The organism is Proteiniclasticum aestuarii (assembly GCF_017368455.1).
In the GTDB taxonomy this organism is placed as follows: Bacteria; Bacillota; Clostridia; order Clostridiales; family Clostridiaceae; genus Proteiniclasticum; species Proteiniclasticum aestuarii.
Window position 1 is genome coordinate 528843 of the sequence record NZ_JAFNJU010000001.1, and the last position, 25796, is coordinate 554638.

General features: G+C 45.1%; 22 protein-coding genes. 8 read left to right on the forward strand and 14 right to left on the reverse strand.

The features are described from left to right. Nucleotides 1-222 precede the first annotated feature (222 nt). The 3 genes from rho to J3A84_RS02605 all read right to left on the reverse strand — a co-directional run bounded on the left by rho (nt 223) and on the right by J3A84_RS02605 (nt 4223). Nucleotides 223-1737 carry a transcription termination factor Rho gene (gene rho, locus J3A84_RS02595; protein ID WP_207598426.1) on the reverse strand — a complete coding sequence of 505 codons (1515 nt, stop codon included), beginning with the start codon at nt 1735-1737 and terminating at the stop codon, nt 223-225. Between the two features lie 312 nt (nt 1738-2049). Further along, complete coding sequence (locus J3A84_RS02600; RefSeq protein ID WP_207598427.1) at nt 2050-3651, reverse strand: CTP synthase; 1602 nt, start codon at nt 3649-3651, stop codon at nt 2050-2052. A gap of 164 nt (nt 3652-3815) precedes the next feature. Beyond that, a complete protein-coding gene (locus J3A84_RS02605; RefSeq protein WP_207598428.1) occupies nt 3816-4223 on the reverse strand; it encodes a YwiB family protein in 408 nt (135 codons plus the stop codon). Nucleotides 4224-4425: 202 nt separating this feature from the next. Here J3A84_RS02605 and J3A84_RS02610 point away from each other — a divergent pair, with 202 nt between their 5' ends. Further along, nucleotides 4426-5577, forward strand: a complete 1152-nt coding sequence (locus tag J3A84_RS02610; RefSeq protein WP_207598429.1) for an MGDG synthase family glycosyltransferase — start codon at nt 4426-4428, stop codon at nt 5575-5577. 109 nt (nt 5578-5686) lie between these two features. Here the strand turns inward: J3A84_RS02610 and ltrA are convergent, their stop codons facing one another. The 5 genes from ltrA to J3A84_RS02635 form a co-directional block, all read right to left on the reverse strand. Continuing rightward, complete coding sequence (ltrA, locus tag J3A84_RS02615; protein ID WP_207598430.1) at nt 5687-7102, reverse strand: group II intron reverse transcriptase/maturase; 1416 nt, start codon at nt 7100-7102, stop codon at nt 5687-5689. Between the two features lie 454 nt (nt 7103-7556). Then, the gene (gene ispE / locus J3A84_RS02620; protein ID WP_207598431.1) at nt 7557-8399 is read right to left on the reverse strand and encodes a 4-(cytidine 5'-diphospho)-2-C-methyl-D-erythritol kinase; all 843 of its coding nucleotides are present in this window, start codon (nt 8397-8399) and stop codon (nt 7557-7559) included. Between the two features lie 101 nt (nt 8400-8500). Further along, complete coding sequence (locus tag J3A84_RS02625) at nt 8501-8737, reverse strand: Veg family protein (protein ID WP_207598432.1); 237 nt, start codon at nt 8735-8737, stop codon at nt 8501-8503. A 196-nt stretch (nt 8738-8933) separates the two neighbouring features. Continuing rightward, entirely contained in the window at nt 8934-9533 is a 600-nt protein-coding gene (locus tag J3A84_RS02630; protein WP_425350711.1) for a Gx transporter family protein, read from the reverse strand. After that, complete coding sequence (locus J3A84_RS02635) at nt 9481-9894, reverse strand: NusG domain II-containing protein (protein WP_207598433.1); 414 nt, start codon at nt 9892-9894, stop codon at nt 9481-9483. The genes J3A84_RS02630 and J3A84_RS02635 overlap by 53 nt, the downstream gene beginning before the upstream one ends. Before the next feature lie 196 nt (nt 9895-10090). On the opposite strand from J3A84_RS02635, the gene J3A84_RS02640 reads away from it, so the two are divergent. Continuing rightward, entirely contained in the window at nt 10091-10552 is a 462-nt protein-coding gene (locus J3A84_RS02640; protein WP_207598434.1) for an FMN-binding protein, read from the forward strand. Nucleotides 10553-10593: 41 nt separating this feature from the next. On the opposite strand, the gene J3A84_RS02645 is transcribed toward J3A84_RS02640, so the two are convergent. Beyond that, complete coding sequence (locus J3A84_RS02645; protein WP_207598435.1) at nt 10594-13524, reverse strand: penicillin-binding transpeptidase domain-containing protein; 2931 nt, start codon at nt 13522-13524, stop codon at nt 10594-10596. Nucleotides 13525-13877: 353 nt separating this feature from the next. On the opposite strand from J3A84_RS02645, the gene J3A84_RS02650 reads away from it, so the two are divergent. From J3A84_RS02650 to glmS, 6 genes are all read left to right on the forward strand, one after another. Then, a complete protein-coding gene (locus J3A84_RS02650; RefSeq protein WP_207598436.1) occupies nt 13878-14573 on the forward strand; it encodes a response regulator transcription factor in 696 nt (231 codons plus the stop codon). Then, the gene (locus tag J3A84_RS02655; protein ID WP_207598437.1) at nt 14563-16185 is read left to right on the forward strand and encodes a sensor histidine kinase; all 1623 of its coding nucleotides are present in this window, start codon (nt 14563-14565) and stop codon (nt 16183-16185) included. Before J3A84_RS02650 ends, J3A84_RS02655 begins: the two co-directional genes overlap by 11 nt. 341 nt (nt 16186-16526) lie before the next feature. Further along, complete coding sequence (locus J3A84_RS02660; protein WP_207598438.1) at nt 16527-17438, forward strand: hypothetical protein; 912 nt, start codon at nt 16527-16529, stop codon at nt 17436-17438. A 16-nt stretch (nt 17439-17454) separates the two neighbouring features. Next, a complete protein-coding gene (locus J3A84_RS02665; protein ID WP_207598439.1) occupies nt 17455-17727 on the forward strand; it encodes an acylphosphatase in 273 nt (90 codons plus the stop codon). Between the two features lie 123 nt (nt 17728-17850). After that, nucleotides 17851-18093 carry a CDGSH iron-sulfur domain-containing protein gene (locus tag J3A84_RS02670; protein ID WP_207598440.1) on the forward strand — a complete coding sequence of 81 codons (243 nt, stop codon included), beginning with the start codon at nt 17851-17853 and terminating at the stop codon, nt 18091-18093. A 370-nt stretch (nt 18094-18463) separates the two neighbouring features. Beyond that, a complete protein-coding gene (gene glmS / locus J3A84_RS02675; protein ID WP_207598441.1) occupies nt 18464-20290 on the forward strand; it encodes a glutamine--fructose-6-phosphate transaminase (isomerizing) in 1827 nt (608 codons plus the stop codon). Nucleotides 20291-20392: 102 nt separating this feature from the next. Here the strand turns inward: glmS and J3A84_RS02680 are convergent, their stop codons facing one another. From J3A84_RS02680 to J3A84_RS02700, 5 genes are all read right to left on the reverse strand, one after another. Then, nucleotides 20393-21817 (reverse strand): MATE family efflux transporter, encoded by a 1425-nt coding sequence (locus J3A84_RS02680; RefSeq protein ID WP_242693928.1) that lies wholly within the window; start codon nt 21815-21817, stop codon nt 20393-20395. 219 nt (nt 21818-22036) lie between these two features. Then, the gene (locus tag J3A84_RS02685; protein WP_207598442.1) at nt 22037-22573 is read right to left on the reverse strand and encodes a DUF3867 family protein; all 537 of its coding nucleotides are present in this window, start codon (nt 22571-22573) and stop codon (nt 22037-22039) included. A 3-nt stretch (nt 22574-22576) separates the two neighbouring features. Then, nucleotides 22577-24040, reverse strand: a complete 1464-nt coding sequence (locus J3A84_RS02690) for an NAD(P)/FAD-dependent oxidoreductase (protein WP_207598443.1) — start codon at nt 24038-24040, stop codon at nt 22577-22579. A gap of 135 nt (nt 24041-24175) precedes the next feature. After that, nucleotides 24176-24526 carry a DUF1667 domain-containing protein gene (locus J3A84_RS02695; protein ID WP_207598444.1) on the reverse strand — a complete coding sequence of 117 codons (351 nt, stop codon included), beginning with the start codon at nt 24524-24526 and terminating at the stop codon, nt 24176-24178. Nucleotide 24527: 1 nt separating this feature from the next. After that, nucleotides 24528-25796 carry an NAD(P)/FAD-dependent oxidoreductase gene (locus J3A84_RS02700; protein WP_207598445.1) on the reverse strand — a complete coding sequence of 423 codons (1269 nt, stop codon included), beginning with the start codon at nt 25794-25796 and terminating at the stop codon, nt 24528-24530.

Consider the following 25796-nt stretch of genomic DNA (forward strand, 5'->3'; position numbering starts at 1 on the left):
CAGAGAGATACGCATGTTTACGACCCGACATTTTGTAGAGCTCCTTCCGGAAAAACTTAAAAAGGCACACGCTCCGACGCACCATTGCCCCCTGGATTTTCAAGAGATTCCTCTTCCTTCTTTTATCTGATCCTTGAATTTCCTGCTGAATAAACCAAAAGAAAGACTTTGCCGTCACTCTCCCTGGAGAGTCCGGCAAAGTCTTTCTTTGTTATGGCATTTCTATTTAAACACCTTGCTGTTTTTCAGGACTTCAATGAATTCGTCATTGTTTTCAGACTGGCTCATCATCCTGATCAGATCTTCCGTGACGCGATCCGCACTTCCACCAGTATTCATCTGCCTTCTGATGTTCATCGTCATCTCGTATTCATCCTCACTGAGAAGCGCCTTCTCTTTTCTGGTTCCAGACTTATAGATATCGATGGCCGGGAAGATTCTTCTTTCCTGTAGTCTTCGATCCAGATGAATCTCCATATTCCCCGTCCCCTTGAACTCTTCAAAAATCATGTCATCCATTCTTGACCCTGTATCCACCAGAGCAGTTGCAAGAATCGTCAGGCTACCGCCTTCTTCAATGTTTCTTGCAGCACCAAAGAACTTCTTGGGCATGATCAGGGCCGCTGGATCGAGTCCTCCCGATAAAGTTCTCCCCGACGGATTCACCGTCAGGTTGTAGGCTCTTGCAAGCCTTGTTATGGAATCCATCAGTATGAGCACGTCCTGTTTCTGCTCCACCATACGCTTCGCACGTTCCAGAACCATTCTCGCTACCTTGGTATGGTGATCGGGTTCCTCATCAAAGGTGGAATAGATCACTTCTCCATCGATGCTTCTCTGCATATCCGTCACTTCTTCAGGACGCTCATCAATGAGCAGCACAATGATTTTGATGTCCGGACTGTTCTTTGCGATATTCTGTGCGATCTTTTTCAGTATGGTTGTCTTGCCCGCTTTTGGGGGTGCAACAATGAGACCTCTCTGCCCTTTCCCCATGGGGGCCATGAGATCGATGATTCTTGTGGACAGATCGTTTTCCGAAGGCACTTCCATTCTGATTCTCTCATCCGGATAGATCGGTGTAAGACGATCAAAATAGGGTCTTCCTACAGATTTCTCAGGGTTTTCTCCATTGATTTTCTCGATGTAGTTGAGACCGGCGAATTTTTCCCCTTCCCTTGGATATCTTGCATACCCGATGACTTCATCTCCGGTCCTGAGATCGAATCTTCTGATCTGTGGCGGAGAAACATAAATATCATCTGGACTAGTCAAATAATTTTCTCCTCTGAGAAAACCGAAATTATTCATATCGAGGATTTCGAATACACCTTTACAGTCAAACTCGTTGGAGTATTTGATTCTTCTTCCGTCATTTCTGCCTGATAATCCTGTTTCTCTGTCCTTGGAAGTTTCCTCCCCTTTCCTTGATGCTTCATGGATATTCCGCTTTTCATCCGTTTCCTGTATTTTTTCAGGGGATGGTTCATCTTTCACGCTTTCAGGCTTCTCCTCTTTTTCTTGGGCGTCAGTGCCTTTCGCCTTTATTCCCTCTTGGGTTAAGGATCCCTTCACCTCGTCAACGGAAAGATCTTTTGATTTCATCACTTCATCCAGAATTGAAATCAGTTCCGCTTTCCGATATTTCATGTAGCTTTTCACCTGGTGTTCTTTTGCAAGAACTCTGAGCTCGTCAAGTTTGAGCTTGGACAGCTCTGTAATTTGTTCATTCGCCATATGCACAGCTCCTCTTTCGGGTTTATTCTTTAGTATTGTTCACTAATACACCATTCCTTATACTTCATGAGGAAATTGCATTAGATTGATGTCTGATGGTTTATCGGAGATTAGGAAATTAGATTTAAATTTTAAAGATTAAAGCAGAAAATCATGCAGAAAATCAATATTATAAATTGAAATCATCTTATCTCAAAATAACTGAATTGTAAAGTTTCACTGTGCACACACCCGTCTCAGCCACTGAAAAAGAGAATGAAGAAGCAGTGTCTATTAAAGATGCTGCTTCTTCACTCTCTTTCATTTAATTCTTTACTTGTCCATGGACGCCTTGATGAAATCTCTGAATAACGGATGCGGATCTGTCGGTCTACTCTTCAGTTCGGGATGAAACTGTGTAGCCACAAACCATTTATGCTCTGGAATTTCTATGATTTCCACCAGGTTTCTGCCTGGATTACGCCCCGTGAATCGCATACCCTTCTCCTCGAAACTCCTGATGTATTCATTATTGAACTCATATCGATGCCTATGTCTTTCAAAGATTACAGTTTTTCCATAGGCTTCTTCCGCATGAGACCCTTTCTGAAGCTTCGCTTCATATAGACCCAGTCTCATGGTTCCACCAAGCTCATCGATCTGCCTCTGTTCCAACATAAGATCTATGACAGCATGGCTGGTATGCTTATCGAACTCGCTACTGTGGGCATCTGCATAACCCAGGACATTCCGCGCGAATTCAATGACTGCTGTCTGCATACCCAGACATATGCCCAGAAACGGGATATTCCTGGTTCTGGCATGCTTAATGGCCAGGATTTTCCCCTCAATGCCTCGGGTTCCGAATCCACCTGGCACCAGAATCCCATCCGCCTGATCCAGCATTTCCGACACATTTTCTTTTGTGAGATCCATGGAATTGATCCAGCTGACCTCCACTTCTGCCTCGTTATGGAGTCCTCCATGGGAAAGCGCTTCCACCACGGAAAGATACGCATCATGGAGCTCCACATATTTTCCCACCAGGGCGATGGTCACCTTCTTGTTCAGGTGCTTCATGCGATAGACCATATCCACCCACTGGGTGTTGTCGGCATTACCGCAATGAAGATGCAGCTTCTCACACGCCAGTGCATCCAATCCTTCTTTCTCAAGTAGCAGAGGCACCTCATAGAGAATATCCGCATCAAGATTCTGTATGACTGCTCTGGACTCCACATTGCAGAACAGACCTATTTTATTCTTCATATCGGACGACAGCGGCTTTTCGGAGCGACAGACGATAATGTCCGGCTGGATACCTATGCTTCTCAACTCTTTTACACTGTGCTGCGTGGGTTTCGTCTTGAGTTCTCCCGCTTTCCCGAGGAAGGGTACAAGCGTCACATGTATGAACAGCACATTTTCCTCACCCACATCATATTTGATCTGCCTGATGGCCTCCAAAAACGGCAGTGACTCGATATCCCCCACGGTGCCGCCGATTTCCGTTATGATCACATCCACATCCTGACTATGGGATGCACTGAAGATTTTCTCCTTGATCTCATTGGTGATATGAGGAATGACCTGTACGGTACCACCGAGGTATTCTCCTTTTCTTTCCTTGTTGATCACGTTCCAGTAGACTCTGCCCGTGGTGACATTGCTGTCCTGCGAAAGATTTTCATCAATGAATCTTTCGTAGTGCCCCAAATCCAGATCAGTTTCAGCACCGTCATCTGTAACAAACACTTCTCCATGCTGATAGGGACTCATGGTGCCCGGATCCACATTCAGATAAGGATCGAATTTCTGCAGCGTCACCTTCAGACCTCTGTTTTTCAGAAGTCTCCCCAGTGATGCGGCGGTGATTCCTTTTCCTAAAGATGAAACCACTCCACCGGTGACAAAAATGTACTTTGTATTCTTCATAAAAATTCCTCCCAGAACTCTTGACAAGTATTTTGTGTTTGGTATAATAGGAATTACCCCATTAAATATAATGGGATTAGTGTTTGGTAAATTAAATATAAAAATAATGATAGCATAGTTTTATCCATACTGCTACCATTATTTTTGTATTTGTTTGCCTTTTTTTAATTTCTTGTGATTCTGATCCTCATTTCATTTCGGTCAGCCTGATCTCCTGCGATCTCCAGGCGATACCTGATGTAGATATCAATCTGTTTTCCCTGTCGTCCGACGCTCAGTTCATCCGTCTCCAATGCCATAGACATGGCCCCCTCATTCATTCTGTAGACAAAATTATCTCTATATTTTTCCTTGAAAATCATTTTGGATCTGATGTTTCCGGTTCGTATGATTTCAAGATGGTTGTCATTGATGATGAGGACTGTCTTTACCCCTTCCATTCCTGTAAGCACACTTTCATTGTATGCTATATGGGTTTCCTTCTCTTTCTCCATGAGGCTTCCAAGATAAACCACCTCTATAGGATCTTCATTCTGCCTGTTGTTTTTCACTTCAATCTTCACTTTTTCCATTTCCGCACCTCTATCTCAAAGCATTCCGCTATATTTTTAAGAATCCCTGCCAAAAAACTTCACAACTCTTTAATATTTATATTATAAACTAAAATAGATCTCTTATCAGTAATTATCTCATTGCGTACTATGATGTTCCCTATTGAGAAATACTGGATTTCAGGCAATAATAGTAATAATAAGAATATATGAGGTGCAACGCATGAGAGCATTAATTCTGTCTGTATCGACAGGCGGCGGGCATGGAAAGGCGGCTGAGGCAATCAGAGAATCGATCCTCCTGAATGAACCCGATTCCGAGGTTACGATCATCGATACCATAAAATACATCAGCCCCTTTCTGGACAAGCTTGTGGTAGGAACGTACCTGAAAAGCATTCGCCATTATCCATCTTTTTTTAAATATCTCTACAAACACTCAGACGAAGATGGTCGCTTCATCAAATCCTCGACCATCGGCAATGATTATATCACCAAGCAGCTTTATCCCACGATCATGGAATTTGACCCGGACATCATTGTCGCCACACACGCTTTCACCGCACAGGTATTGTCGATTCTGCGGAAAAAATTCGGATGGCAGAAACCTTCCCTTGTGGTGATGACCGATTATGCCTCCCACGCTTTCTGGGTCCACAGAAATGTGGACGCCTATGTGGTTTCAAACGAAGACATGGTCCGGGAACTGGTATTGCGGGGCAGAAACCCAGAGATGATCTTCCCATACGGAATCCCCGTTTCCCAGGATTTTCTGAAAAGAAGACCGAAGGAGGAAATCTGTAAGGAACTGAATCTGAATCCTCAGACGAAGACACTGACCATCGTAGGTGGCAGTCTCGGCATCGGAAACATCATAGAGATCATTGAAGAGGTCATGAACCTCTCATCGGATTTCCAGGCACTGGTTCTGACAGGTAGCAACAGTAAACTTTACGATAAGGTCACAGATCTCAGCAAAGACTGCCAGCGATGCATTCTTCCTCTCCACTATTATGATAAGATGAATGACATTTTGAGCATCACGGATCTGCTCATCACAAAACCCGGGGGACTTACCATTACTGAGAGTTTTATTACAGGCACACCCATGGCGATCTACACAGCCATCCCTGGGCACGAAGTGCAGAATGCGGATTATCTCTTCAGACACCATCTGGCTGTAGACCTGGGAACCGGCGAGAACTGCGGCAGCATCATCGAGAACATTCTGCAGAACGAGGTTGAACTGGAAAATCTGAAAACCCGTTCACGAGCCAACGGGAAACCCGAAGCGGCACAGAACATCTACAATCTGGCCCGAAGACTCATCAGCGAGAAAAACGACAGTCACCTGGGAGAACTCGCGGAGCTATAATTCGTCAGTGAAATAATAATGATTAATCGGGTAGAGTTGGCGGTCCCTGACCGCTTCCCCCTCCCACAGCACCAGTACGTACCGTTCGGTATACGGCGCTTTCAATAGTTTACAAACATAATTTTGTACGTTGACACTGCTTGCTGAACGACATATAACCTTTTAATTCCAATTCCTCATTCGTGAGAGTCTTGGCTAGAATAGGGCTATTGGAGATTCTCCAGTAGCCTTTTCTCGTATCGGCATATTCCCACGCTTTCGGTCTAGGGATTCCATACAACATGAGCTTTTTGAGTCTGGTTCTGACTCGTTTCCACTGTTTCCAGTACCACATTCTGATTCTCCGTCTCATCCATTGGTCGATCTTTTCCAATGCGGACTTCACGTCCGCGATTCGGTAGTAATTGACCCATCCTCTCAGCATAGCATTGAGCCTCTTTATTCTTGCTGTTTCTCCTACGCCGTCGCTTCTTCCGGTTCTTTCCTTTATCTTCACCTTCAGTTTCTGCAGGGATTTCGGATGTATCCTGACTCCCGCCTTTTTCTTCTTCTGGTAGAAGCTGAACCCGAGAAATTTCACTTTATTCATGTATACAGCCTGCGTCTTGTCTCTGTTCACTTTCAGATTCAGTTCTCTTTCGATGAAGTTCGAGACGCTTTCTTTGACTCTATTTGCTGCTTTTCTTGTCTTGACGAATATCACAAGGTCATCAGCATACCTCACAAACCGGAGTCCTCTCTGTCCGAGTTCGGAATCCAGCCTGTTCAGCATGATATTGCTCAGCAGTGGTGAAAGCGGGCCACCCTGGGGTACCCCCAGGTCCGTTTTCTCAAACTTCTGCTCCACCACCACACCTGCTTTCAGATATTTATGGATTAGAGATACTACTCTGCTGTCTTTCACTGTATCACTGATTATCTGTATCAGTCTGCTCTGGTTCACTGTGTCAAAGAACTTTTCCAGGTCCATATCCACCACCCATTTGTAGCCGTCATCCAGATATTCCTTACAGCGTCTGATTGCTCCATGTGCACTTCTCCCAGGTCTGTATCCAAAGCTGTTTTCGGAGAATTGGGGTTCAAACAGTGGTGTCAGTTTGATGACCATCGCCTGCTGAACCATCCTGTCCACAACGGTTGGAATCCCAAGCTTGCGCTTGGAACCATCATCTTTGGGAATTTCCACCCTTCTTACGGGGTGTGGTTTGTACTTGCCATTCAGAAGAGCATTTCTGAGTTCTCCGCCATGCTCCAGCATGAAAGCGTCCATTTCGGATACACGCATCCCGTCTATTCCATGACTCCCTCTGTTCTTCTTCACTCTCTTTCTGGCCTCGTTCAGATTCTCCACGGAGATGATATCTCCGAGTAGCCCTTGTACAGTTATGCTGTTGGTGTCGATTCTCTCATTCATCTCCAGACTTCTATACACTTCTGCCTTACCTTCCTGTTCCACAGTATTCTCTTTCAGATAGTCTTCCATATGAAGTTGTCTGTACTCTGCAAAGTCCTGAGTAAATTTCAAGTTCTTCACCTCCTATGATTCGGTCCTTTCCTGGCGTGCGCCAGGTACTACGACCTCTGCTGACTTCTCACGACGAACCTTTTTCAACCATGTCGAGAAATTCATCTCTTCCATGTCCGTGAGATCTCCCCGGGTAAGAGTGCACTCTTTCCTTCCATATATCTGCCACATTTACACTGAATCTTTTCGGATAGCTATCGGGCTTTGATTTGTTTAGCAATCTCACCCAGATTCATATGCCTGATGTGATTTCTGTACGTCAGACCGGAAGTTTGCCACCGGCTTCCTTCAGCTGCACCTCGCGGTGTAAAGCCTTGCCTTGAGCTATGTGCTTGGCGCTATCAGCCCGCACTCGGGACTTTCACTCGTTAGATTGCACCCATGCCGGGCACACCTAAAATGAGGGAGCGGTGCAGATGCACCACTCCCTCGCTTCATATTTCTGGATTCAGGATTAAATCGTACTCGTGAGAATCACTTCATTGTTGTTTCTGTTCAATGCTCTGGCTGCATTTTCCGCAGCGCTGACATCTCGAAAGATCCCGTAGATCGTCGGACCACTTCCACTCATCAGCGTCACAATAGATCCGCTGCGCGACAGCATCTTTTTGATGCTTTTCAGAATAGGGTATCTGGGCAGCACCACATTTTCCAGAAGATTTCTGGAATAGTAGTTCACACCATTTAAATCATCATCCTCCATCGCTTTTATGAGCTTTTCCGTCTCTACATGTCTGTTGATTTTATCCAGTTCAAATAAACCATAAGCTTCCTTTGTCGAAACACCAAAAGATGGTTTCACAAGCAGGATTGTGTAGCCTCTGAACGGCTTCAGCTGCGTCACCACTTCTCCAACGCCTTCACAAAGACAGGTTCCTCCTACGATGCAGTACGGAACGTCCGCTCCAAGTTTCAGGCCTTCTACCATAAGTTCTTCCGTGGACATTTTCAGATCAAAGAGTTCATTCATCCCTTTCAGAACCGCAGCAGCGTCAGCACTGCCTCCGGCGAGCCCTGCCGCCACCGGAATCCTCTTTGTGATATCGATGCGTACTCCCTTGCTGATGCCTTTTGTGTCCATCAGAAGCTTCGCGGCCTTATAGGCGATATTCCGCTCATCAACAGGTACATACGCCTTGTTGCATGTGAGCATGATCCCTTCTTCCATTTCCTCCATGACGATATCATCATGAAGATCCACATTCTGCATGACCATCTCCAGGAGATGATATCCATCTTCCCTTTTCCCCACTATATCCAGAGAAAGATTGATTTTGGCAAAAGCCTTAATTAACACTCGACCACCTGCTTTATCTTTATTCATCCTTCATTATGACAAATCTCACCTGATATTTCCACAAAAAAATAAAGTACCGGAATACCGGTACCATGTACATACTAATTCTTGTATGAAAGTGTCACTGTTTTGGTCAGTACATCAGAGTAGCTGAAACTGACGCACCCTTTCGCTTCGTTATCAAGTCTTACTACGAAAATACTAGGGTATACATTTTCAATGGTTCCTGTACTCTCGTACATTTTCCTTCTACCCACATTAGCTTTGAGTTTCACATCTCTGCCTACGTTTCTTTCGATTTCGTTCTTAATATCTGTAATATTGTTGTAATATTCCATCAAAACACCTTCTTCCAAATACCATTATACAGGGTTTCGGCCTTGATGTCAAATTGTTAACTTTTAATATTATCACCAGCACAAGCCGTTGTCAATAGTTAACAAAAAATTAATTTTATATTTCTGATGAAAGAAAAAAAGCATGAAATTCCTCTTCACTGAAAGTGGAATTTTCATGCTTTCTCAATAGGGTTCATCATTGTTTTCGGATGAAAATCTCTTCTTCCTTCAATCTACTGATCTTATTCACCGCTTTAATCCTGCTCATATGTCCAATGATGTAATTGGCAGTGATGCCGATGAATATTCCTGTACCGATTCCGATAAAGGTAAGGACAGGCAGATACATCATGACGGTCCAGTTTCTTACGATATAGGACGCCACCAGCAGCTGACCGATGTTATGACTCACCGCTCCCGCTCCGCTGACTCCGATGATACTCACTTTATCCTTCAGAAGATTCTTGATCATAGCCATGGACAGAAGACTCAGAAGCCCTCCACTTAAACTGAAGAGAAAAGACGACAGGGTTCCACCGAACATGGTGGCAAGCGCCACTCTCATGACCACCACAACCACCGTGGACCGAAAGCCCAGTATATAGAGTGAAATGATGGTGAAGATGTTCGCCAGTCCAAGCTTAGCACCCGGAATCCCTATAGGCACGGGAATCATTCCTTCGATCACATGAAGAACCAATGCCTGCGCCACTATAAGAGAGATGAAGATCATTTTTGTTGTCTTATTCATGGTGGTCACTTGCCCATCCTGTGATAATGTCTTCATCATCTGCATCCGGTTTCTCTCCTTTGACTTCAATCACAATCCTGTTTGGAAGGCAGACGATGGTTTCACCGGCTCTTGAGATGTACTCAGGTGAGTAACATACCTTATCCGGGCAGTCCGCTTCGTACATGCCCACCTTCTCCTCTATGATTTCCACAATATTCACACCTAAATCAGTTTCAATTCTGATTTCTTCTCTTCCTGTATGTCCAGTCAGCTGTCTGGTCTCATACAGCTCTCCCTGTACTTTGATTTCAACATAATATCCACCCGAGTTCGCTCGAGCCTGTAATGTGAAGATCAAGGCAGGTATAAAAGAAGCGATGACAAAGAGACTGATGATGATAACGTCCCATTTTTTCACTTTCATTTGCCCTACTCCCTTTTCTGATAAATAAACACTGTTCCCAAAAAATAATTATAACAGATTAACCTTAAGAATTGAATGCTTTCACCAGAAGTTTGATAAATTCATAACTAATTTACTGCACCAATATTAAATTGCACAAAATCGAAAAATGCGATATGATGAGTCCAGTAAAGAATTCAACTAGGAGGTATCTGATTTGCGAAAACCAGTTCAACTGATCATCGCCGTCATGATGATGCTCACCATTGTTACAGGCTGCAGAAATACTGCAGAAAAACCCCTGCAGGATGGAACCTATACCGTCACATTTGATGAGCCTGATTCCACCAGCTGGAAAGCGTTCATGACACTGGAGATCCTTGATGGAAAAATCGTAGCCGTCCATTATGATTATGAAGGAACCGGTGAAAACCAGGGGAAACTGAAGTCAGAAGACGTTGCATATAACGAAGCCATGTTTGCCACAAAAGGCACCAACCCTGTCATTTATCTGGAGGAGCTTAGAAAAGCACTGCTTTTCCATCAGGATCCGGACAAGGTGGATACAGTCTCAGGCGCCACCACCTCTTCGAGAGATTTCAGAACCTTTTCCTCTGCAGCGCTTGAAGCCGCAAGAGATGGTAATGAAGAGCCCATCATCATAACTCAGCCTGAATAGAAAAGTATGCATAGGATGAGCACCTGTGCATACTTTTCATTTTATGGCGTATTTTCTTCCTCGGATTCCTGCTCCATGCTCTCTTCTTCATTCAAAGGAGTCTCTTCACCCGGTTCCACGTAATTCGTGGTCGGCTCCGGTGAATCATAGTCAAACTGCCGCTGATAGTCAGGAAACTCCGCTTCAAGCTGGTCTTCAAAATATTCTTCCATAACCGCAAGAGAAATGGGAGCCACAAAAGATCCTCTGGTCACGTCATAGACAATGGCCGCAACAACAATTTCAGGATTCTCAATAGGTGCGACTGCAGTATAGACACCGAAGGCAGCACGACCGAATTCTTCCTGATTGGTCTTCCAGGTTGCCGTACCCGTCTTTCCTCCGCTTTCAATAGGAAAATCCTTGAAGACGCTGTAAGCACCTCCACCAGGTTTGGTGGAATCATGCAGTCCTTCCAGCAGCGCATCAACCGTGGCTTTCGTGATTCCGGTCTCTTCCAGTATCACGGGTTCGTTCTCCTGAATGACGTTTCCTTCTGCATCAAGAATTCTGCTCACAAGATTGGTTTTATATCTTGTTCCACCATTGGCGATGGCTGCCAGGGCGTTGGTCACCTGCAGCAGGGTCACCTGGTTGTCCCCCTGACCCAGAGAGGAGTTCAGCACGTTTCTTGGACTGATGATTTCCGTGGACTTGTCAAAGACAATCAGGTTCGCCAGTTCTTCTGCATACCGCTTCGCTGTCTCCAGTCCAGCCGCCTCTTCTTCGGGCAGCAGCAGGATGTATTCCTGAATCACTGTGGTCAAGGATTCAATGACTTCATCGAAATCCTTTCTGATATAATTGTTGGCTTCCTCCAGACTGATGTCCAGACTTTCCCGGATTTTCACCTTGATGTTCTCTTTCGCTTTCTCGATGGTTTCTATTTCCGAATTGTCAATGCCGATATCCAACGGCGTGAATGTCGGACCGTAATCGCTTGTTCTAGATCGGCCCGCTCTGAGAAACTCCACCACATCGAACATGAAGAGCTTCTTGGTGAGCTCCACTTTGCCGTAATGATTATATACATTCCCGTAGATACTTTCTCTGATTTCGATGCCTGTGGTGCTGTGTAGCGGCTCCTCCGGATCATGTCCCAGTCCGAGTTTCCATGCCCATTCCGCCAGGGCATTGAGCCCTTTTGCCTGATAGAGTCGATAACCCACATCAGAGAAATACACATTGGAGGATTTGGCTATGGCTTTGGCCAGATCCGTATTCCCGTAAGAGCCTCCTCCCTCGTTGGTGATCGGTGTTCCCGTCTTGTCATTGGAGAAGGAACCTGTATCTCTGATGATGGTATTTGCGGTGATGACCCCTTCCTCGAGGGCTGCAAGACCTGTGACAATCTTGAAGGTAGATCCGGATGGGACCAGACCCTGGGTAGCGTAATTGAAGAGTGGCTTTGCATAGAGATCGTTGTTGTCTTCAAGGTTTCCCTCATCGCCGGTTCTGAACAGATCATCCACTGTGGCAGGTCTTGTGACGTTGGACCCTTCTTCCACGGGAACTCTGATATTCTTCTCTTGGATGAGTTCTTCCGCAAAGGTCTTATAATCCGGCGTGAAAATCTCCTTGTAGATTTCAGTGGTAAGCCTTCCAGGCACAGCGAAGATATTCGGATCATAACTGGGATAACTGGCCATGGCCAGAACATTCCCCGTATTGATATCCATTGCTATGACCGCACCTCTTGTGGCATTGGAGGAATCCTGAAAGTATCCGGCGATGGCATGCTTGGTATCTTCTTCCGAGTATCGGATGATGATGTCTTTCAGCGCCTGCTCCGCCGTATGCTGCAGATCAAGATCCAGCGTCAGCTGTACCGTGCTGCCGGGATAGGTCTCCAGTTCAAAGAGTTCGCTCACGGTTCTCCCGTTCTTGTCGACTTCTACGGTGCTTACACCCTTGCTGCCCTTCAGTCTGTTCTCATAAGCAGATTCAATTCCTTGTATTCCGATATAGTCTTTGGAAATATCATATCCTCTTTCCAAATAATAATCTTTTTTTTTCGCAGGGACCGGATTCAGATAGCCCAGGACATGGGCGGCCATGGGTCCGTAGGGATAGAATCGGATGGGATTGGTTTCCACGTCAATGCCAGGAAGGAAACTGAGCTGCTGCATGAAAGTGAATGCACTTGCCTCACTCATATTGCTGACCAGCGTCACAGCCTTGGATCCTGAATAGCTCTCCATTCGGATGCTGTCTCTGATAAGAAGATAGGACCTGATGGTGTCCCAGTCAAAGACTTTCAGAAGCTCCTCATGAATCTCCCTGCCGTCTTTGAGTGCATAAGCTTTCTTCTCCTCAGGTGTCGGTTCTAGGGGTTCATATAGATTGTAGAAGCTGATCAGGTAGTAATAGGTCTCTTCCGGTGTAAAATCCAGGATCAGCTCATCCAGTTCATTGGTTTCACTCTCGTTGAGATCAGCGATCTTGCTTTTTCCCGTTTTCTCTCTCATGATCGTGTTGAAGAGATAGTCATTGATTCCCCTATCCTTCTTCCATCTGAGTTCTGCACTCCTTATGAAATCAGGATCATCGGAATTGAACTCGAATCGGAAAGGATCCGTCTTGAGACTGAATGTATCATTAATCTCCTCGCCGGATTTTTCCAGAAGCGCTTCCACCTTATCGATGGTGGTGTAGATCTCCTTTCTGGATTCCGTTGTATCCACATAAATCAGATTATAGCTCTGGAGCGAAGTTGCCAGGATATTTCCCTTGGCATCCATGATTTCCCCTCGCGGTGCGGCATTATCTATATTTTTTATGAATTCCACATTTGCACGTGCGAAGTACTCATCCCCGTGGATCACCTGCAGATTGAACATCTGATTGATCAGAAGAGAAAATACCACAACCATGATGAGGAGTAGTCCTGTATATCGATTGAATTTCTTCTTCTTCTTATTTCCCAAATTCATTTCATCACCCTTAATTTTATTCTTTTCTATTATACAGCATATTCCATGATGGAATAGGACGAAAATGGTCTAATTTTTCACCTTTTCACCATACAGGATAGTTCTTAAGAAGACTTTAATCTCTTCTGACATTCTTTGAAATCCTGTGCAGTTTTTCCTATTGACGCACAAGATATAGTATAATGATTTCATAATCTGGTTTACTGATGGAAATGCCTTAGCTTCACCAAGTTTTAAGGTTTTTCCTTTACGAATTTAAGATGTGGTCGCTATGATAGGAAGAAGATCACATAGTATACGGATAAGCATCATATACAGATGAACCAGGACAATTAATATTTTGGAGGAAAAGAATGGATAAACAGACGATACTCATCGTAGACGATGAAAAGGAAATCAGAGATCTGATAGAAATCTATCTGTCCAATGAAGGATATGAGACCATAAAAGCCACCAACGGGGTGGAGGCACTGGAGGTCGTGGAGAAAAACCATGTGGATCTGATCATCCTGGACATCATGATGCCCAAAAAGGATGGCATTCAAGCTTGCATGGAACTGAGAAAGACCAAGAACATGCCTGTCATCATGCTTTCCGCCAAGAGTCAGGACATGGACAAGATCATGGGATTGACTTCAGGCGCAGATGATTACCTCACAAAGCCTTTCAATCCGCTGGAGCTCATTGCCCGAGTGAAATCCCAGCTGAGAAGATATTATACACTGAACTCTGAACGGCCACGAAACGACAATGTCCTGACGCTGGATGACATCACCATCAACATCAATACCAGAGAAGTGAAGAAAGGCAATGACCTGATCAAGCTGACCAAGACAGAATTCGATATGCTCGAATATATGACCAGGAATACAGGAATCGTTCTATCCGTGGAAAAGATCTACGAGAATGTATGGAAGGAAGAATTCCTGGAGTCTGAAAACACCGTCATGGTTCATATCAGAAAACTCAGAGAGAAAATCGAAGATGATCCGAGAAATCCTAGATACATCAAAACTGTTTGGGGAGTAGGATATAAAGTTGAAAAATAGGCTCAAGAAACCAAGAAAACCCGTTGCGAAGAAGCCAGACAGCAGACTAGACCAGTTCTTTACCTCTCTGGACAACTTCATACGCGCAAAAATCAGCAGCAACATTCAGCTGGAGCTGATTTTTGCTGTTGCTTTTTGTCTGGTTTTAGCATTTCTCGCCTATAACATCACCTTCAACATGACCAGAAAAGTGACCTATCAGCAGTCCATTTCCTATGAACAGGGAATCGATGACATCTCCTCTTCTGCAGAGGACATTGCCGAACGGATGCTGAATGATCTGCGGTATAAGGAAGAAGAGGACATCACGGATGAAATGAGACAGAATGCGCGGTATCCCTCGGAAAACAATCCTGATTCCAAGCAGTTCGATATGCACACCGCCATGGAAAATCTCATTGAAGATTTCTCCAGAACCAGTACACTGAAGGTTCTAGTCACGGATCTCTCCGGTAACATGATCTACAAGACTGAGAACGTCATGGAAAACTCCGTGGATATCTTCAATGTCATCAAGTCCGCTTACGACATTGATTTCTATCGCCGGGACAACATCGACAGTCAATCTGCCGGAGAGCTCGTCTTTGTGTATCCCATGAACTTTCTGAAGCGGGATATCTACCTGATCATCAAAGACACCCCCATCGCGGACATCCAGACCACACCCACTTACAGCTACAACAGCTCACTGGCCCTATTCATCGCATTTCTGTTTTTCATCTCGGGATTTCTGATTCTGACCAAAAACAAGATGGACTATATACAGGAACTCTCCAATACCGTCAGGATCATCTCCACCGGCAATCTGAAATACACCGCTCCTGTGAAAGGAAATGATGAACTCACCCATCTGGCCAAAAGCATCAACATCATGGCCAGGGACATCGATCAGAAAATCGAAGAAGAGAGGAATCTGGAGAAGACAAAGCAGGAACTCATCACAAACGTGTCCCATGACCTGAGAACTCCGCTGACCTCCATCATCGGATATCTTGGACTTGCAAAATCCAAACGGATTTCACCCGAGCAGAAGGATGACTATATCGAAATCGCCTATTCCAAATCAGAAAGACTGAAGCAGCTGATCAATGAGCTTTTCGAATATACGAAGCTCCAGAGCCCGGACAACAAGCCGAATTTCACTGCAGTGAATCTTGTGGACCTTCTGGACCAGCTCATTGAAGAAATGATTCCCATGGCGGAAGAGAAGGGACTGACCATCAGCAAGAACATCGCCACGAAGGATATCGTTCTCTATGCTGATGTCCCTCAGATTGTCAGGCTTTTTGAAAATCTGATTTCCAACGCCATCAAGTACTCGCACACGGATGAACCGATTCTACTTTCCGTCAAGGGACTCGATGCAAGCAGCTTTGCGACGGTGACTCTGGAGAATGCCATCGATGAAATCAGTGATGAAGAGATCACCAGAATGTTTGAACGATTTTACCGTCTCGAGAAGTCCCGTTCCAGCGAAACCGGCGGAAGCGGCCTGGGCCTGGCAATTTCGGAAAGCATCGTCCATATGCACGGTGGTCAGATTTATGCGGAGAAGATCAGCGAAAACAGAATCTCCATTACGGTGAAACTGCCTATTCTTACCAGTTCCTAAGAGAATTTGCGCATTTTCTTTATGTTTTACGCAAATCATAATATAATACAAGTATTGATTCACTTAGTCACAGAAGCTGATCTAGAACTAGTGAGCATAAATACACTCAGCGGAGGCATTATTACATGAATATTGTTAAAGGAATTTTCAACAAGAAGTTTATATTTTTCTACAGCTTCCTGTTGCTGTTAATTGTATTCCTATACTTTAACAACCGGTACGATAAGGCAGAAATCACATATGCCATTATCTACATTATTTTCGGAATGATGATATCCCTTTTCTATATTCTGAAAGACTACATCTATTCACCTGATCGAATGAATTATAAGCAGGTCATTATGGAAGATGCACTTTTCAATCATAAAGGGGAAATCATCGAGGAATTTGAAGCTTATCCACTCTATCGTGAATTTGTGACCTTTCACCTGAACAGAACATCGGAAGATCCATACAGCGATACCGTCACTTCCATTCAGGCAGTGAAATACATGAAGAACAAAATGGTCGATTCCCTGTTCATCCCCATCGACCCGAAGGATCCGCTTCTCAAGAAATACAGCCTCACACTGAACCAGGCTGTGGGCCGTTTCCTGAGATATGCAGGCGATCTGCCCATCATCATTTATAATCAGCCCTTCACCCATACCTATCTGAACATCAAACTGGACAAAGAAGTGCATATCTCCTTCATCGATGCCATGAAAATGAGCAAGGATCTATACGGAATCACAAACAAACCCCTAGAGCACATCCAGAAGTATCTGAGATTGTATAATCTCGGAAACGATCCAGTGGCAGGGGCAAAAGTCATAGGAGCCATATATCTGGACTACATCTACACTGTATCAAAATATAGAACCAGGCAGGCAAGAATCATGGCCAGAAAAGGTCAGAAAATGACAGCGCAGCCTTTACCTGAAAGAGCACCGGAAAAAATCCGCCTGACTTCCTCTGATAAGGAATCAGAAGTCAGTGCACCCGTAAGAACTCATGCAGCTTCTGAAACTGCGAGCGTTGAGAAAAGAGTGAGAGAAGATTCCTCCTTCAGCTTTGATACAAAAGTACCTGAAGAAGAGAAAAGGATCATTCCGCACAAAGATGCTGCAGAAGAAAAAGATGTGAAAGAGAAACTGAGCCAGATGACAAGCAGCATATCACACAAGGTCGCAGACAGCATCACAGCCTTCAGAAAAGTGTTCCAGAGCAAGGAAGAAACGCATAAGGATAAAAAGCCTAATTCCAGAGACTGATAAAGGTGGTGAAACCATGAAACGTTACTTGATTATCTTTACCGGACGCGTGCAAGGAGTTGGATTCAGATACCATACTTATGAGCTGGCGCAGTCACTGGGTCTCACCGGAAAGGTAAGAAATCTCATGAATGGAGATGTGGAAGTGGAAGTTCAGGGCTCGGATGAAGCATTCAACAAATTCCTTGGAGGAATCCTCAAAGGAAACGGATTCATCAAGGTCGCAGATTACTCGATGAAAGAAATTCCTGTTGTCCCTTCAGAGAAATCCTACAAAATCACCGGATAGCATGACAACTTTAAGCGCTCTGTAACGGAGTGCTTTTTTCTTGTCCTGCTCCAGCTGGAAGATCTGCATTCGCTGCGATATAATAGACTCAGGACTTTCAAAATAATGAGAAGAGGTGTTTATATGGATAACCCGATCAAGGGAGGCAGTGAGCCTGTCCTGGTTGAACTGAAAGCAGGAAAAAGCATATGGTGGTGCGCCTGCGGCAGAAGTGAGCTGCAGCCTTTCTGTGACGGCAGTCACAAAGGCACAACGGACATCATGCCTTTGCTCTTTACGCCCGACAAAGATGAAGTCGTCTATCTCTGCACCTGCAAGAAGACAAAAACCCCTCCCTACTGCGACGGTTCTCATCTTGAATACTGATCATCTATGGCAAGATAAGGAACATCTTTTGATGTTTCTTTTTCATTGCATCCCATCATCTTTTGCTATGCACACCCTATGATATAGTTACAGAAATAACAATAATTGATTTTAGGGGTATTCAATTTGTGTATTTCACGTTATAATAATTCGGTAAGGCTTAATGAATATTGAAATTTCAAGTTATTGAAATAGCGCCAGAACCTATGGGTACATAGGTTGACGAGGACGAAGTTATCGAAAATTCGGCGGATGCTTCGCGGTATACACTACCGATAAATGTCAGGAGAAATACAGGAAGTGATTCCTGGGACAATCCTGCAGGGTGTATTAAGCCTTCCTAATAATAATTTAGAGAGGGTGTTTTTTTATGTGTGGAATTGTAGGTTATCTTGGTAACAGAGACGTTGTGGAGGTACTCATCAGCGGTCTTTCAAGGCTGGAGTACAGAGGATATGACTCTGCAGGAATTTCTGTTATGGAAAATGGAACTGTCTCCATTGTCAAAGCGCAAGGGAGACTAAGGAATCTGGAGGAAAAACTGAGCAGCGGCAGCCTGAAAGGTCAGATGGGTATCGGTCATACACGCTGGGCTACCCATGGTGCTCCTTCCGATGAGAACTCCCATCCCCATAACAGCAACAACAACAGAATTTCTGTTGTCCATAACGGAATCATCGAGAACTACATGGAACTGAAAGACAAGCTGGTGAAACTCGGATATGAATTCCTTTCCGATACAGATACGGAAGTAATTCCTAATCTCATTGATTTTCACTACAACGGAGACCTCCTTGAGGCGGTCAGAGAGACCACCAAGGAACTTAAGGGCAGCTATGCTCTGGGTGTACTCTCCATTGATGAACCAGACAGAATCGTAGCAACAAGAAAAGACAGCCCCCTGGTTGTCGGATTAGGCGAGGGTGAATACTTCATCGCATCCGATGTACCAGCTGTGCTGAACTATACAAAGGAATTCGTCTATCTCAATGATGGCGAGTTCGCAGTGCTGACAAAGGATGATCTTTCCTTCTACACCAATGAAGGTGAGAAAGTGGAAAGAGAAAGCACGGAAATCACATGGAGTGCTGAGTCTGCTGAAAAAGGCGGCTATGCACACTTCACCATCAAGGAAATCTACGAGCAGCCTAAGGCGCTGAAAGACACCATGACTTCAAGAATCATTCCAGGAGAGAAAATCAGACTGGATGACATCCATATCAGCAAAGACATGCTCACAAATTACTCCAGAATCTACATCGTAGCCTGTGGAACTGCCTACCATGCAGGTCTCATCGGTAAAGTCGCCATCGAAAATCTGGCCAGAATCCCCGTGGAAGTGGATGTGGCATCAGAGTTCCGATACAGAAATCCGATCATAGATCATAAAACACTGCTGATCACCATCAGTCAGTCCGGTGAAACCGCAGATACGCTGGCGGTTCTGAGAGAATCTCAGACCAAGGGTGCCAGAGTCATCGCCATCACCAACGTGGTGGGAAGTTCCATTGCCCGTGAAGCGGATGATGTCTTCTATACCTGGGCAGGACCCGAAATCGGCGTAGCTTCAACCAAAGCCTACCTGACGATGCTCGTGGCGGTATACAGCATTGCCCTTCACTTTGCAGAGCTTCTGGGTACAGAAGAGACTTCCTATCTCGAAGAGATCAAAAAGGAAATGCTTACCCTTCCAGAGAAGGTTGCCAAGATTCTGAAAGATACAACTAAAATTGAACACTTTGCAGATAAAATCCATGGTGAAAAAGACGTCTTCTATCTGGGAAGAGGTCTGGATTATCAGATCGCTGTGGAAGCTTCTCTGAAGCTGAAAGAGCTCTCCTACATTCACTCCGAAGCCTATCCCGGCGGAGAGCTGAAGCATGGATCCATAGCCCTCATCGAGGAAGGTATTTCCGTCATCACTTCTCTGACACAGAGAGAGCTCTTCGAGAAAATGCAGAGCAACATCAAGGAAGTGGTTTCCAGAGGTGCCAAAGTCATGGCCATCACGTACGAGGACAACAAGGACGTGGAGAAGTACTCTGATGAAGTGATCTATATTCCAAATACCATGGACATCATCGCACCGATCCTTGCCGTAGTGCCTACCCAGCTTCTGGCCTACTACGTTTCACTCTACAAGGGTCTGGATGTGGATAAGCCAAGAAACCTGGCCAAGTCCGTAACAGTAGAATAAACAAGAAGCAACGATAAAGGCCCTCAGCAAGTGAGGGCCTTACTTATATCCTTTTTTTTGCTGCGCAATGGTTTATGATCCTTGGCTGTAAGATTCATTTCTTTATCGGATTCTGATATATTTCCATTTATTCGTTCTGAACCTGCCGTAAACGAACAGATACCGGATGAACTGGTCTGCCAGCACCGCCATCCAGGCCCCCACGAGACCGAATCCCATGATGTTCACAAAGATGTGAGCAAGGATGACTCGGAATCCGAAGACCCCGATAAAAGTAGCTACAAGTGGCCAGAGCGTATCGCCTGCTCCACGAAGAGCACCGGCAAGAATCAGTTGAGAAGACTGGAAAGGCTGAACCAGAGCAATGATTTTAAGGGCTCTGGAGGCATTCTCAATGATGACAGGATCATTGGTATAGAGCCCCACAATCCAAGGGCCGAAAAAGAAGAAGATCACCGCCATGAATGTGGAGATCATGGATCCGATTTTTCTGGTTTCCTTGGCATATTTTTCCGCAACGCTGAGGTTCTGCGCCCCCAAGGAACGCCCTACCATAGAGGAGGCTGCGATGCCAAAAGCCTGTCCCGGCTGAAAAGACAGCCCCAGGATGCTGAGGGCGATCTGATGCGATGCATAGACCACCGTACCCAGTCCGGCAACAATTCTCACAAACAGAAGCACGCCGATTCTAAGGGCTAGAGATTCCAGAGACGCGGGTATCCCGACCCTTATGAGATTCTGAATCACCGTCTTGTTGTATTTGAACTTCTTTCTGAAATCCACTTTAAGTGGACTATCTTTTCGTACAATGTATCGGAGCATGAGCACACTGGCCACCACGTGGGAAAATGCAGTGGAAACAGCCGCACCTGTGACACCCAGTTCCGGAAAGAACAGAAGGCCGTAGATCAGGAGCGCGTTCCCCACCACATTCATGGAGTTCACTCTGATGTTGATCTTCATGGGCGCTTTGGTCTCTCCTATACCTCGCAAGGCAGCTGTAATGGACATGTTAAAGCTCTGGAAAAGATACCCGACCATAATGATTTTGAAGTAGATTCTTCCCGCGTCAATGGTGTCTGCCTGAGCGCCCATAAACCTCATGATTTCATCTGTAAAGGTCAGTCCGAATGTGGACAGAGGTATAGCGAGGAGAAACAGATTCAGAAGAATCACATGCTTCAGAACCGAATCCACTCTATGGGGCTGCTTCGCCCCCACATACCTGGCGATCATGGCAGTGCCTCCCACATTCAGCGCCTGCGCCAGAGACAGTCCGATGAACATGGGCTGATTGGTGATACCCACCGCCGCAACGGATGCTGCTGCCAGCGCCTTATCCGCAATCCATCCAAGCATCATCATATCCACCATACCGAAAAGCGAGCTCATGAGAAGCTCCGTCAGAATCGGCCATGCCAGGTGCAGCACATCATATCTTATGGGGTTTTTGACGAAGGAAAAGAAATCCTTCTTTTCCTTCGTCTTTCTACTTTCCTCTTCCAGTTTTTCCTTTTCTTCCATCATTTTCTATACTTCCTTATTCCTTCTTACTTTTCATGATTTCCATAAAACCTAAATTACATTATAGCATATTGAGAAAAGCTTTCTGAATTACCCAATACACATGATTTCAGGAAGCGTCAGATTTGGCGTTCAGGAAAAGAGGAAACCTACATAAATCTCATTCAATGAATGGTGTCTGCAGAAAATGAATGACCGATGATTGCTCATCGGTCAACTGATCTAATAATCATATTCTCTGTAATTTTCACTGATTCGTATCTGAAGCGTCGCATCATCCTGAAGCTTCTTATAGGATACCAGAAACTCGTTCAGTTCATTATCGGCAAGATCCACCTGCTTTTCGGAGGTGATCACGACAATGGTCTTATTGAGGAAAACCGTCAGCTCATTTCTTTCATTTCTGATTTCATAGTGGAAACCCGAGTATTCTTTGAGTTTCCCCTTGTATTTATCCATGAAACCAAGCTGCTTGCGATACTTCTGATAGTCTTCGTTATTCGTCAGATTGTACTGGGACTGGATATCCTCCATGGATACGCCATAACGTTCCATAAGTCTGGTCTGGATTTCCATGAACTTCTCATAGGAAATGCTGTTCTTTTCCATGTACTCCATAATGGCTTTATTGATGGATGCGATGGTCTGTTTTCCAGTTCCCATCTCTCCATACAGATTGAAGATATAGGCTTCAAAATCATCTATATCCTTATCTCTCACCTTATTCTTAAGGTCATTGAAATCAATGACATCACTCAAAGTTTATTCCTCCTCGAGGCTCTTCAGATAATCCAGAAGGTCGGATTTCTGAACACGGTTCACACCACTATGCTCGATATCAAAACCTGGATCGATCTTTTCGCCATATTCTCTTTCCATGACTTCAATCACTCTAGGCTTACAGAATTCTCCCTGACACCATCCCATACCGGCACGTGTCCTTCTTTTCACGCCATCCACAGTCTTCACTTTGATTCCCCGATGAAGGGCATCCACGATTTCATCTTCTCTCACCTGCTCGCATCGGCAGACGATTCGATCCTCGCTACCCAAGGGCAGCTCGATGAATTTCTTGACATCCTTCAGGGGCTTCAGCGGTTTCTTTGTGACAATGGGTTCTCTGTAAGGATCGAAATCCTTGTTCTCTTCCCATTCTAAGCCCGATTCCTTAAGAATACCTATAACCATTTCTGCAATGGCTGGTGAGGATGTGAGTCCAGGAGACTGAATTCCAGCAACATTGATAAAGCCTTTCACATCCGTCTCCTCAATGATGAAATCATCTGTTGAGCTTCTGGCACGGATGCCTGTAAAGCTTCGAATGAACTGCTTCGGATTGATTTTATCATAAAGCTCCTTTGTCTGCTCCAGGATCTTCGCCACACGCTCTATATGAGTGGATGTATCGTCACGATCCGCGTCATCATTGGCATCTGGCCCGATAAGAAGATTTCCATAGTAAGTGGAAGCCACAAGAACACCCTTCCCGAGTTTGGTGGGAAGCTGGAAGATCACGGTGTTGATCGGATCTCCTGTCCCTCTTGTGAAGAGAATATACTCCCCGGACCTTGGAAGAATCTTGAAGTCGTCCACGCCTACCATCTGGGAGATCTTGTCCGCATACACCCCAGCCGCATTGACCACGTATTTTCCTTCATACTGACCTTTATCTGTAGTCACTTTGAAGACATCTCCTGCTTTCTCTATGGCTGTGACTTCATTCTCCAGTTCAAGGGTCACTCCATTCTTGATGGCATTCTCCGCCATGGCGATGGCCATTTCATAAGGTGAACAGATTCCGGCTCCTTTACAGTAGAGAGCCCATTTCACATCATCTGTGAGTTCCGGTTCGATCTTTCTGATTTCCTCGGGTCCGATGATGGATAAATCATCCAGCCCGTTTTTGATTCCGTTGGCCATGAGCTTTTCCAGGGGTTCCTTGTCGTCCTCTTTGGTGATGACAAGGGACCCGGTTTCCTCAAACCCGAAATTCAGCTGACGGTCCAGCTCCTTGAACTGAACTCTGCCTTTATAGCATAATCTGCCTTTCAGTGCTTCATGCTTCTCTGCATAGCCTCCATGGACAATGGCACTGTTGGCTTTTGTCGCACCCATGGAGACATCGATTCCCTTTTCCAGAACCAGCACTTTCGCCTTCGACTTCGATAGCTCTCTTGCGATGCTCGTTCCCACAATTCCCGCTCCGATGATAATTACATCATACATAATTTAACCTCCTCAATCATTGGTGTCTGCTTTTCACGCGATGTAAACATTTACTTTTATACTATTATAACAAATAACCCGTATTCTGGATATTTTATATACAAAAAATGTGGGCATCAACCCACATTTCATTGCCTACATATTTCTTGTAGCTACTATATCTGCACCTGTTCCAAGTACATTCTTTATTAAAACTGTTCCCACTTTGATTGGCGCTTCCACTTCGATTTTTTCCAGCTCTCTCATGACATCGAAGTTCAGCCCCTTTGGAATATCTGTTGATGTCTTCACCGGCAGTCTCTTATGAATGCCTCCCCTGATCTTCACTGTTGACGTGATGACTCTTGTAGGGTTTGTAAGTTCCTTTTTCGCATAGGGTATACCTCTGTTGCATCCATTTCCCATGACGATGATTTCGCCGTCCGGCTTCTCATCCACCTGAAGTCTGCATCCCTTAGGACATACTATACAAATCATTTCTCTCATCTTAAATCACCTCTTCCAGTGCAATGGTAAGGAGTCCATTCGCCTTCTCGAGATCCGCTCTCTTCAGCTTGATTTTCTCCATTTCTCCAGGAGCCACAACTGGTCTTCTCAGCTTTTTGATCAGCTCTCCCTCCTGGTTTCTCACAGTGATGTTCACGTCTTTGAATACATTGGAAACTCTGAACATGATTTCCTGAGACTCCATGATGTTTTCCAGTCTGATCTGCTGTGGAACGGTATAGTTCACACGATCTCCATTCTTGATTTCCGTGACATCCTGTCCTTCCTTCAGCTCATTCTTGATGAACTTGGCAGCACTTCTGCCTGCCTTCTGTCCTTCTTCACTTACAAAGTCCACCAGGTCATGTACATGAACCACGTTACCACAGGCGAAAATACCCTTCACATTGGTTTCCATGGCTTCGTTCACGATGGGCCCTGAGGTTCTTCTGTCCAGTGCGATGCCCGCATTTTTCGTGATCTCATTTTCTGGAATCAGACCTACGGATAAGAGCAGTGTATCACATTCCAGTGTCTGCTCTGTTCCAGGAATCGGGTTTTTATTTTCATCCACTTTCTGGATCACAACTGCTTCCAATCTCTGCTTACCCTTGATTTCCGTGATGGTATGCGCAAGAAGCAGCGGAATGTCATAATCATCCAGACACTGAACGATGTTTCTGTTCAGTCCGTTGGAGTAAGGCATCAGCTCAACACAGGCTTTGACCTCAGCTCCTTCCAGTGTCATTCTTCTTGCCATGATCAGTCCAATGTCTCCTGAACCCAGGATGACAACTTTCTTTCCGACCATGTATCCTTCCATGTTGACATATCTCTGAGCAGTACCTGCCGTGAATACACCGGATGGCCTTTCTCCAGGAATCTGGATGGCACCTCTGGTTCTTTCTCTGCAGCCCATGGCCAGGATGATTGCCCTTGTATCAAGACTCAGGTATCCTTCTTCTGTGTTGATGGCTTCCACATGCTTCACATCACCGCCGTTGGAAATGGACAGCACCATGGTATCCAGTTTGTGGTCCACATTGGTGGAATTGAGCATATCGATATATCGAACGGCATATTCAGGACCTGTCAGTTCCTCTTTGAACGAATGCACGCCGAATCCGTTATGGATGCACTGATTCAGAATTCCGCCGAGCTCCTTATCTCTTTCAAGAATAAGAATCTTCTCTACTCCTCTGTTATAAGCTTCATATGCTGCAGAAAGGCCTGCTGGACCTCCCCCTATTACGATCAAATCATACATCAT

What these genes read in the sequence shown, in the direction of transcription:
- rho (WP_207598426.1), bottom strand. Translation starts at nt 1,737, where the DNA reads ATGGCGAATGAACAAATTACAGAGCTGTCCAAGCTCAAACTTGACGAG.
- J3A84_RS02600 (WP_207598427.1), bottom strand. Translation starts at nt 3,651, where the DNA reads ATGAAGAATACAAAGTACATTTTTGTCACCGGTGGAGTGGTTTCATCT.
- J3A84_RS02605 (WP_207598428.1), bottom strand. Translation starts at nt 4,223, where the DNA reads ATGGAAAAAGTGAAGATTGAAGTGAAAAACAACAGGCAGAATGAAGAT.
- J3A84_RS02610 (WP_207598429.1), top strand. Translation starts at nt 4,426, where the DNA reads ATGAGAGCATTAATTCTGTCTGTATCGACAGGCGGCGGGCATGGAAAG.
- J3A84_RS02625 (WP_207598432.1), bottom strand. Translation starts at nt 8,737, where the DNA reads ATGGAATATTACAACAATATTACAGATATTAAGAACGAAATCGAAAGA.
- J3A84_RS02630 (WP_425350711.1), bottom strand. Translation starts at nt 9,533, where the DNA reads ATGCAGATGATGAAGACATTATCACAGGATGGGCAAGTGACCACCATG.
- J3A84_RS02635 (WP_207598433.1), bottom strand. Translation starts at nt 9,894, where the DNA reads ATGAAAGTGAAAAAATGGGACGTTATCATCATCAGTCTCTTTGTCATC.
- J3A84_RS02645 (WP_207598435.1), bottom strand. Translation starts at nt 13,524, where the DNA reads ATGAATTTGGGAAATAAGAAGAAGAAGAAATTCAATCGATATACAGGA.
- J3A84_RS02650 (WP_207598436.1), top strand. Translation starts at nt 13,878, where the DNA reads ATGGATAAACAGACGATACTCATCGTAGACGATGAAAAGGAAATCAGA.
- J3A84_RS02660 (WP_207598438.1), top strand. Translation starts at nt 16,527, where the DNA reads ATGGAAGATGCACTTTTCAATCATAAAGGGGAAATCATCGAGGAATTT.
- J3A84_RS02665 (WP_207598439.1), top strand. Translation starts at nt 17,455, where the DNA reads ATGAAACGTTACTTGATTATCTTTACCGGACGCGTGCAAGGAGTTGGA.
- J3A84_RS02670 (WP_207598440.1), top strand. Translation starts at nt 17,851, where the DNA reads ATGGATAACCCGATCAAGGGAGGCAGTGAGCCTGTCCTGGTTGAACTG.
- glmS (WP_207598441.1), top strand. Translation starts at nt 18,464, where the DNA reads ATGTGTGGAATTGTAGGTTATCTTGGTAACAGAGACGTTGTGGAGGTA.
- J3A84_RS02680 (WP_242693928.1), bottom strand. Translation starts at nt 21,817, where the DNA reads ATGATGGAAGAAAAGGAAAAACTGGAAGAGGAAAGTAGAAAGACGAAG.
- J3A84_RS02690 (WP_207598443.1), bottom strand. Translation starts at nt 24,040, where the DNA reads ATGTATGATGTAATTATCATCGGAGCGGGAATTGTGGGAACGAGCATC.
- J3A84_RS02695 (WP_207598444.1), bottom strand. Translation starts at nt 24,526, where the DNA reads ATGAGAGAAATGATTTGTATAGTATGTCCTAAGGGATGCAGACTTCAG.
- J3A84_RS02700 (WP_207598445.1), bottom strand. Translation starts at nt 25,796, where the DNA reads ATGATGTATGATTTGATCGTAATAGGGGGAGGTCCAGCAGGCCTTTCT.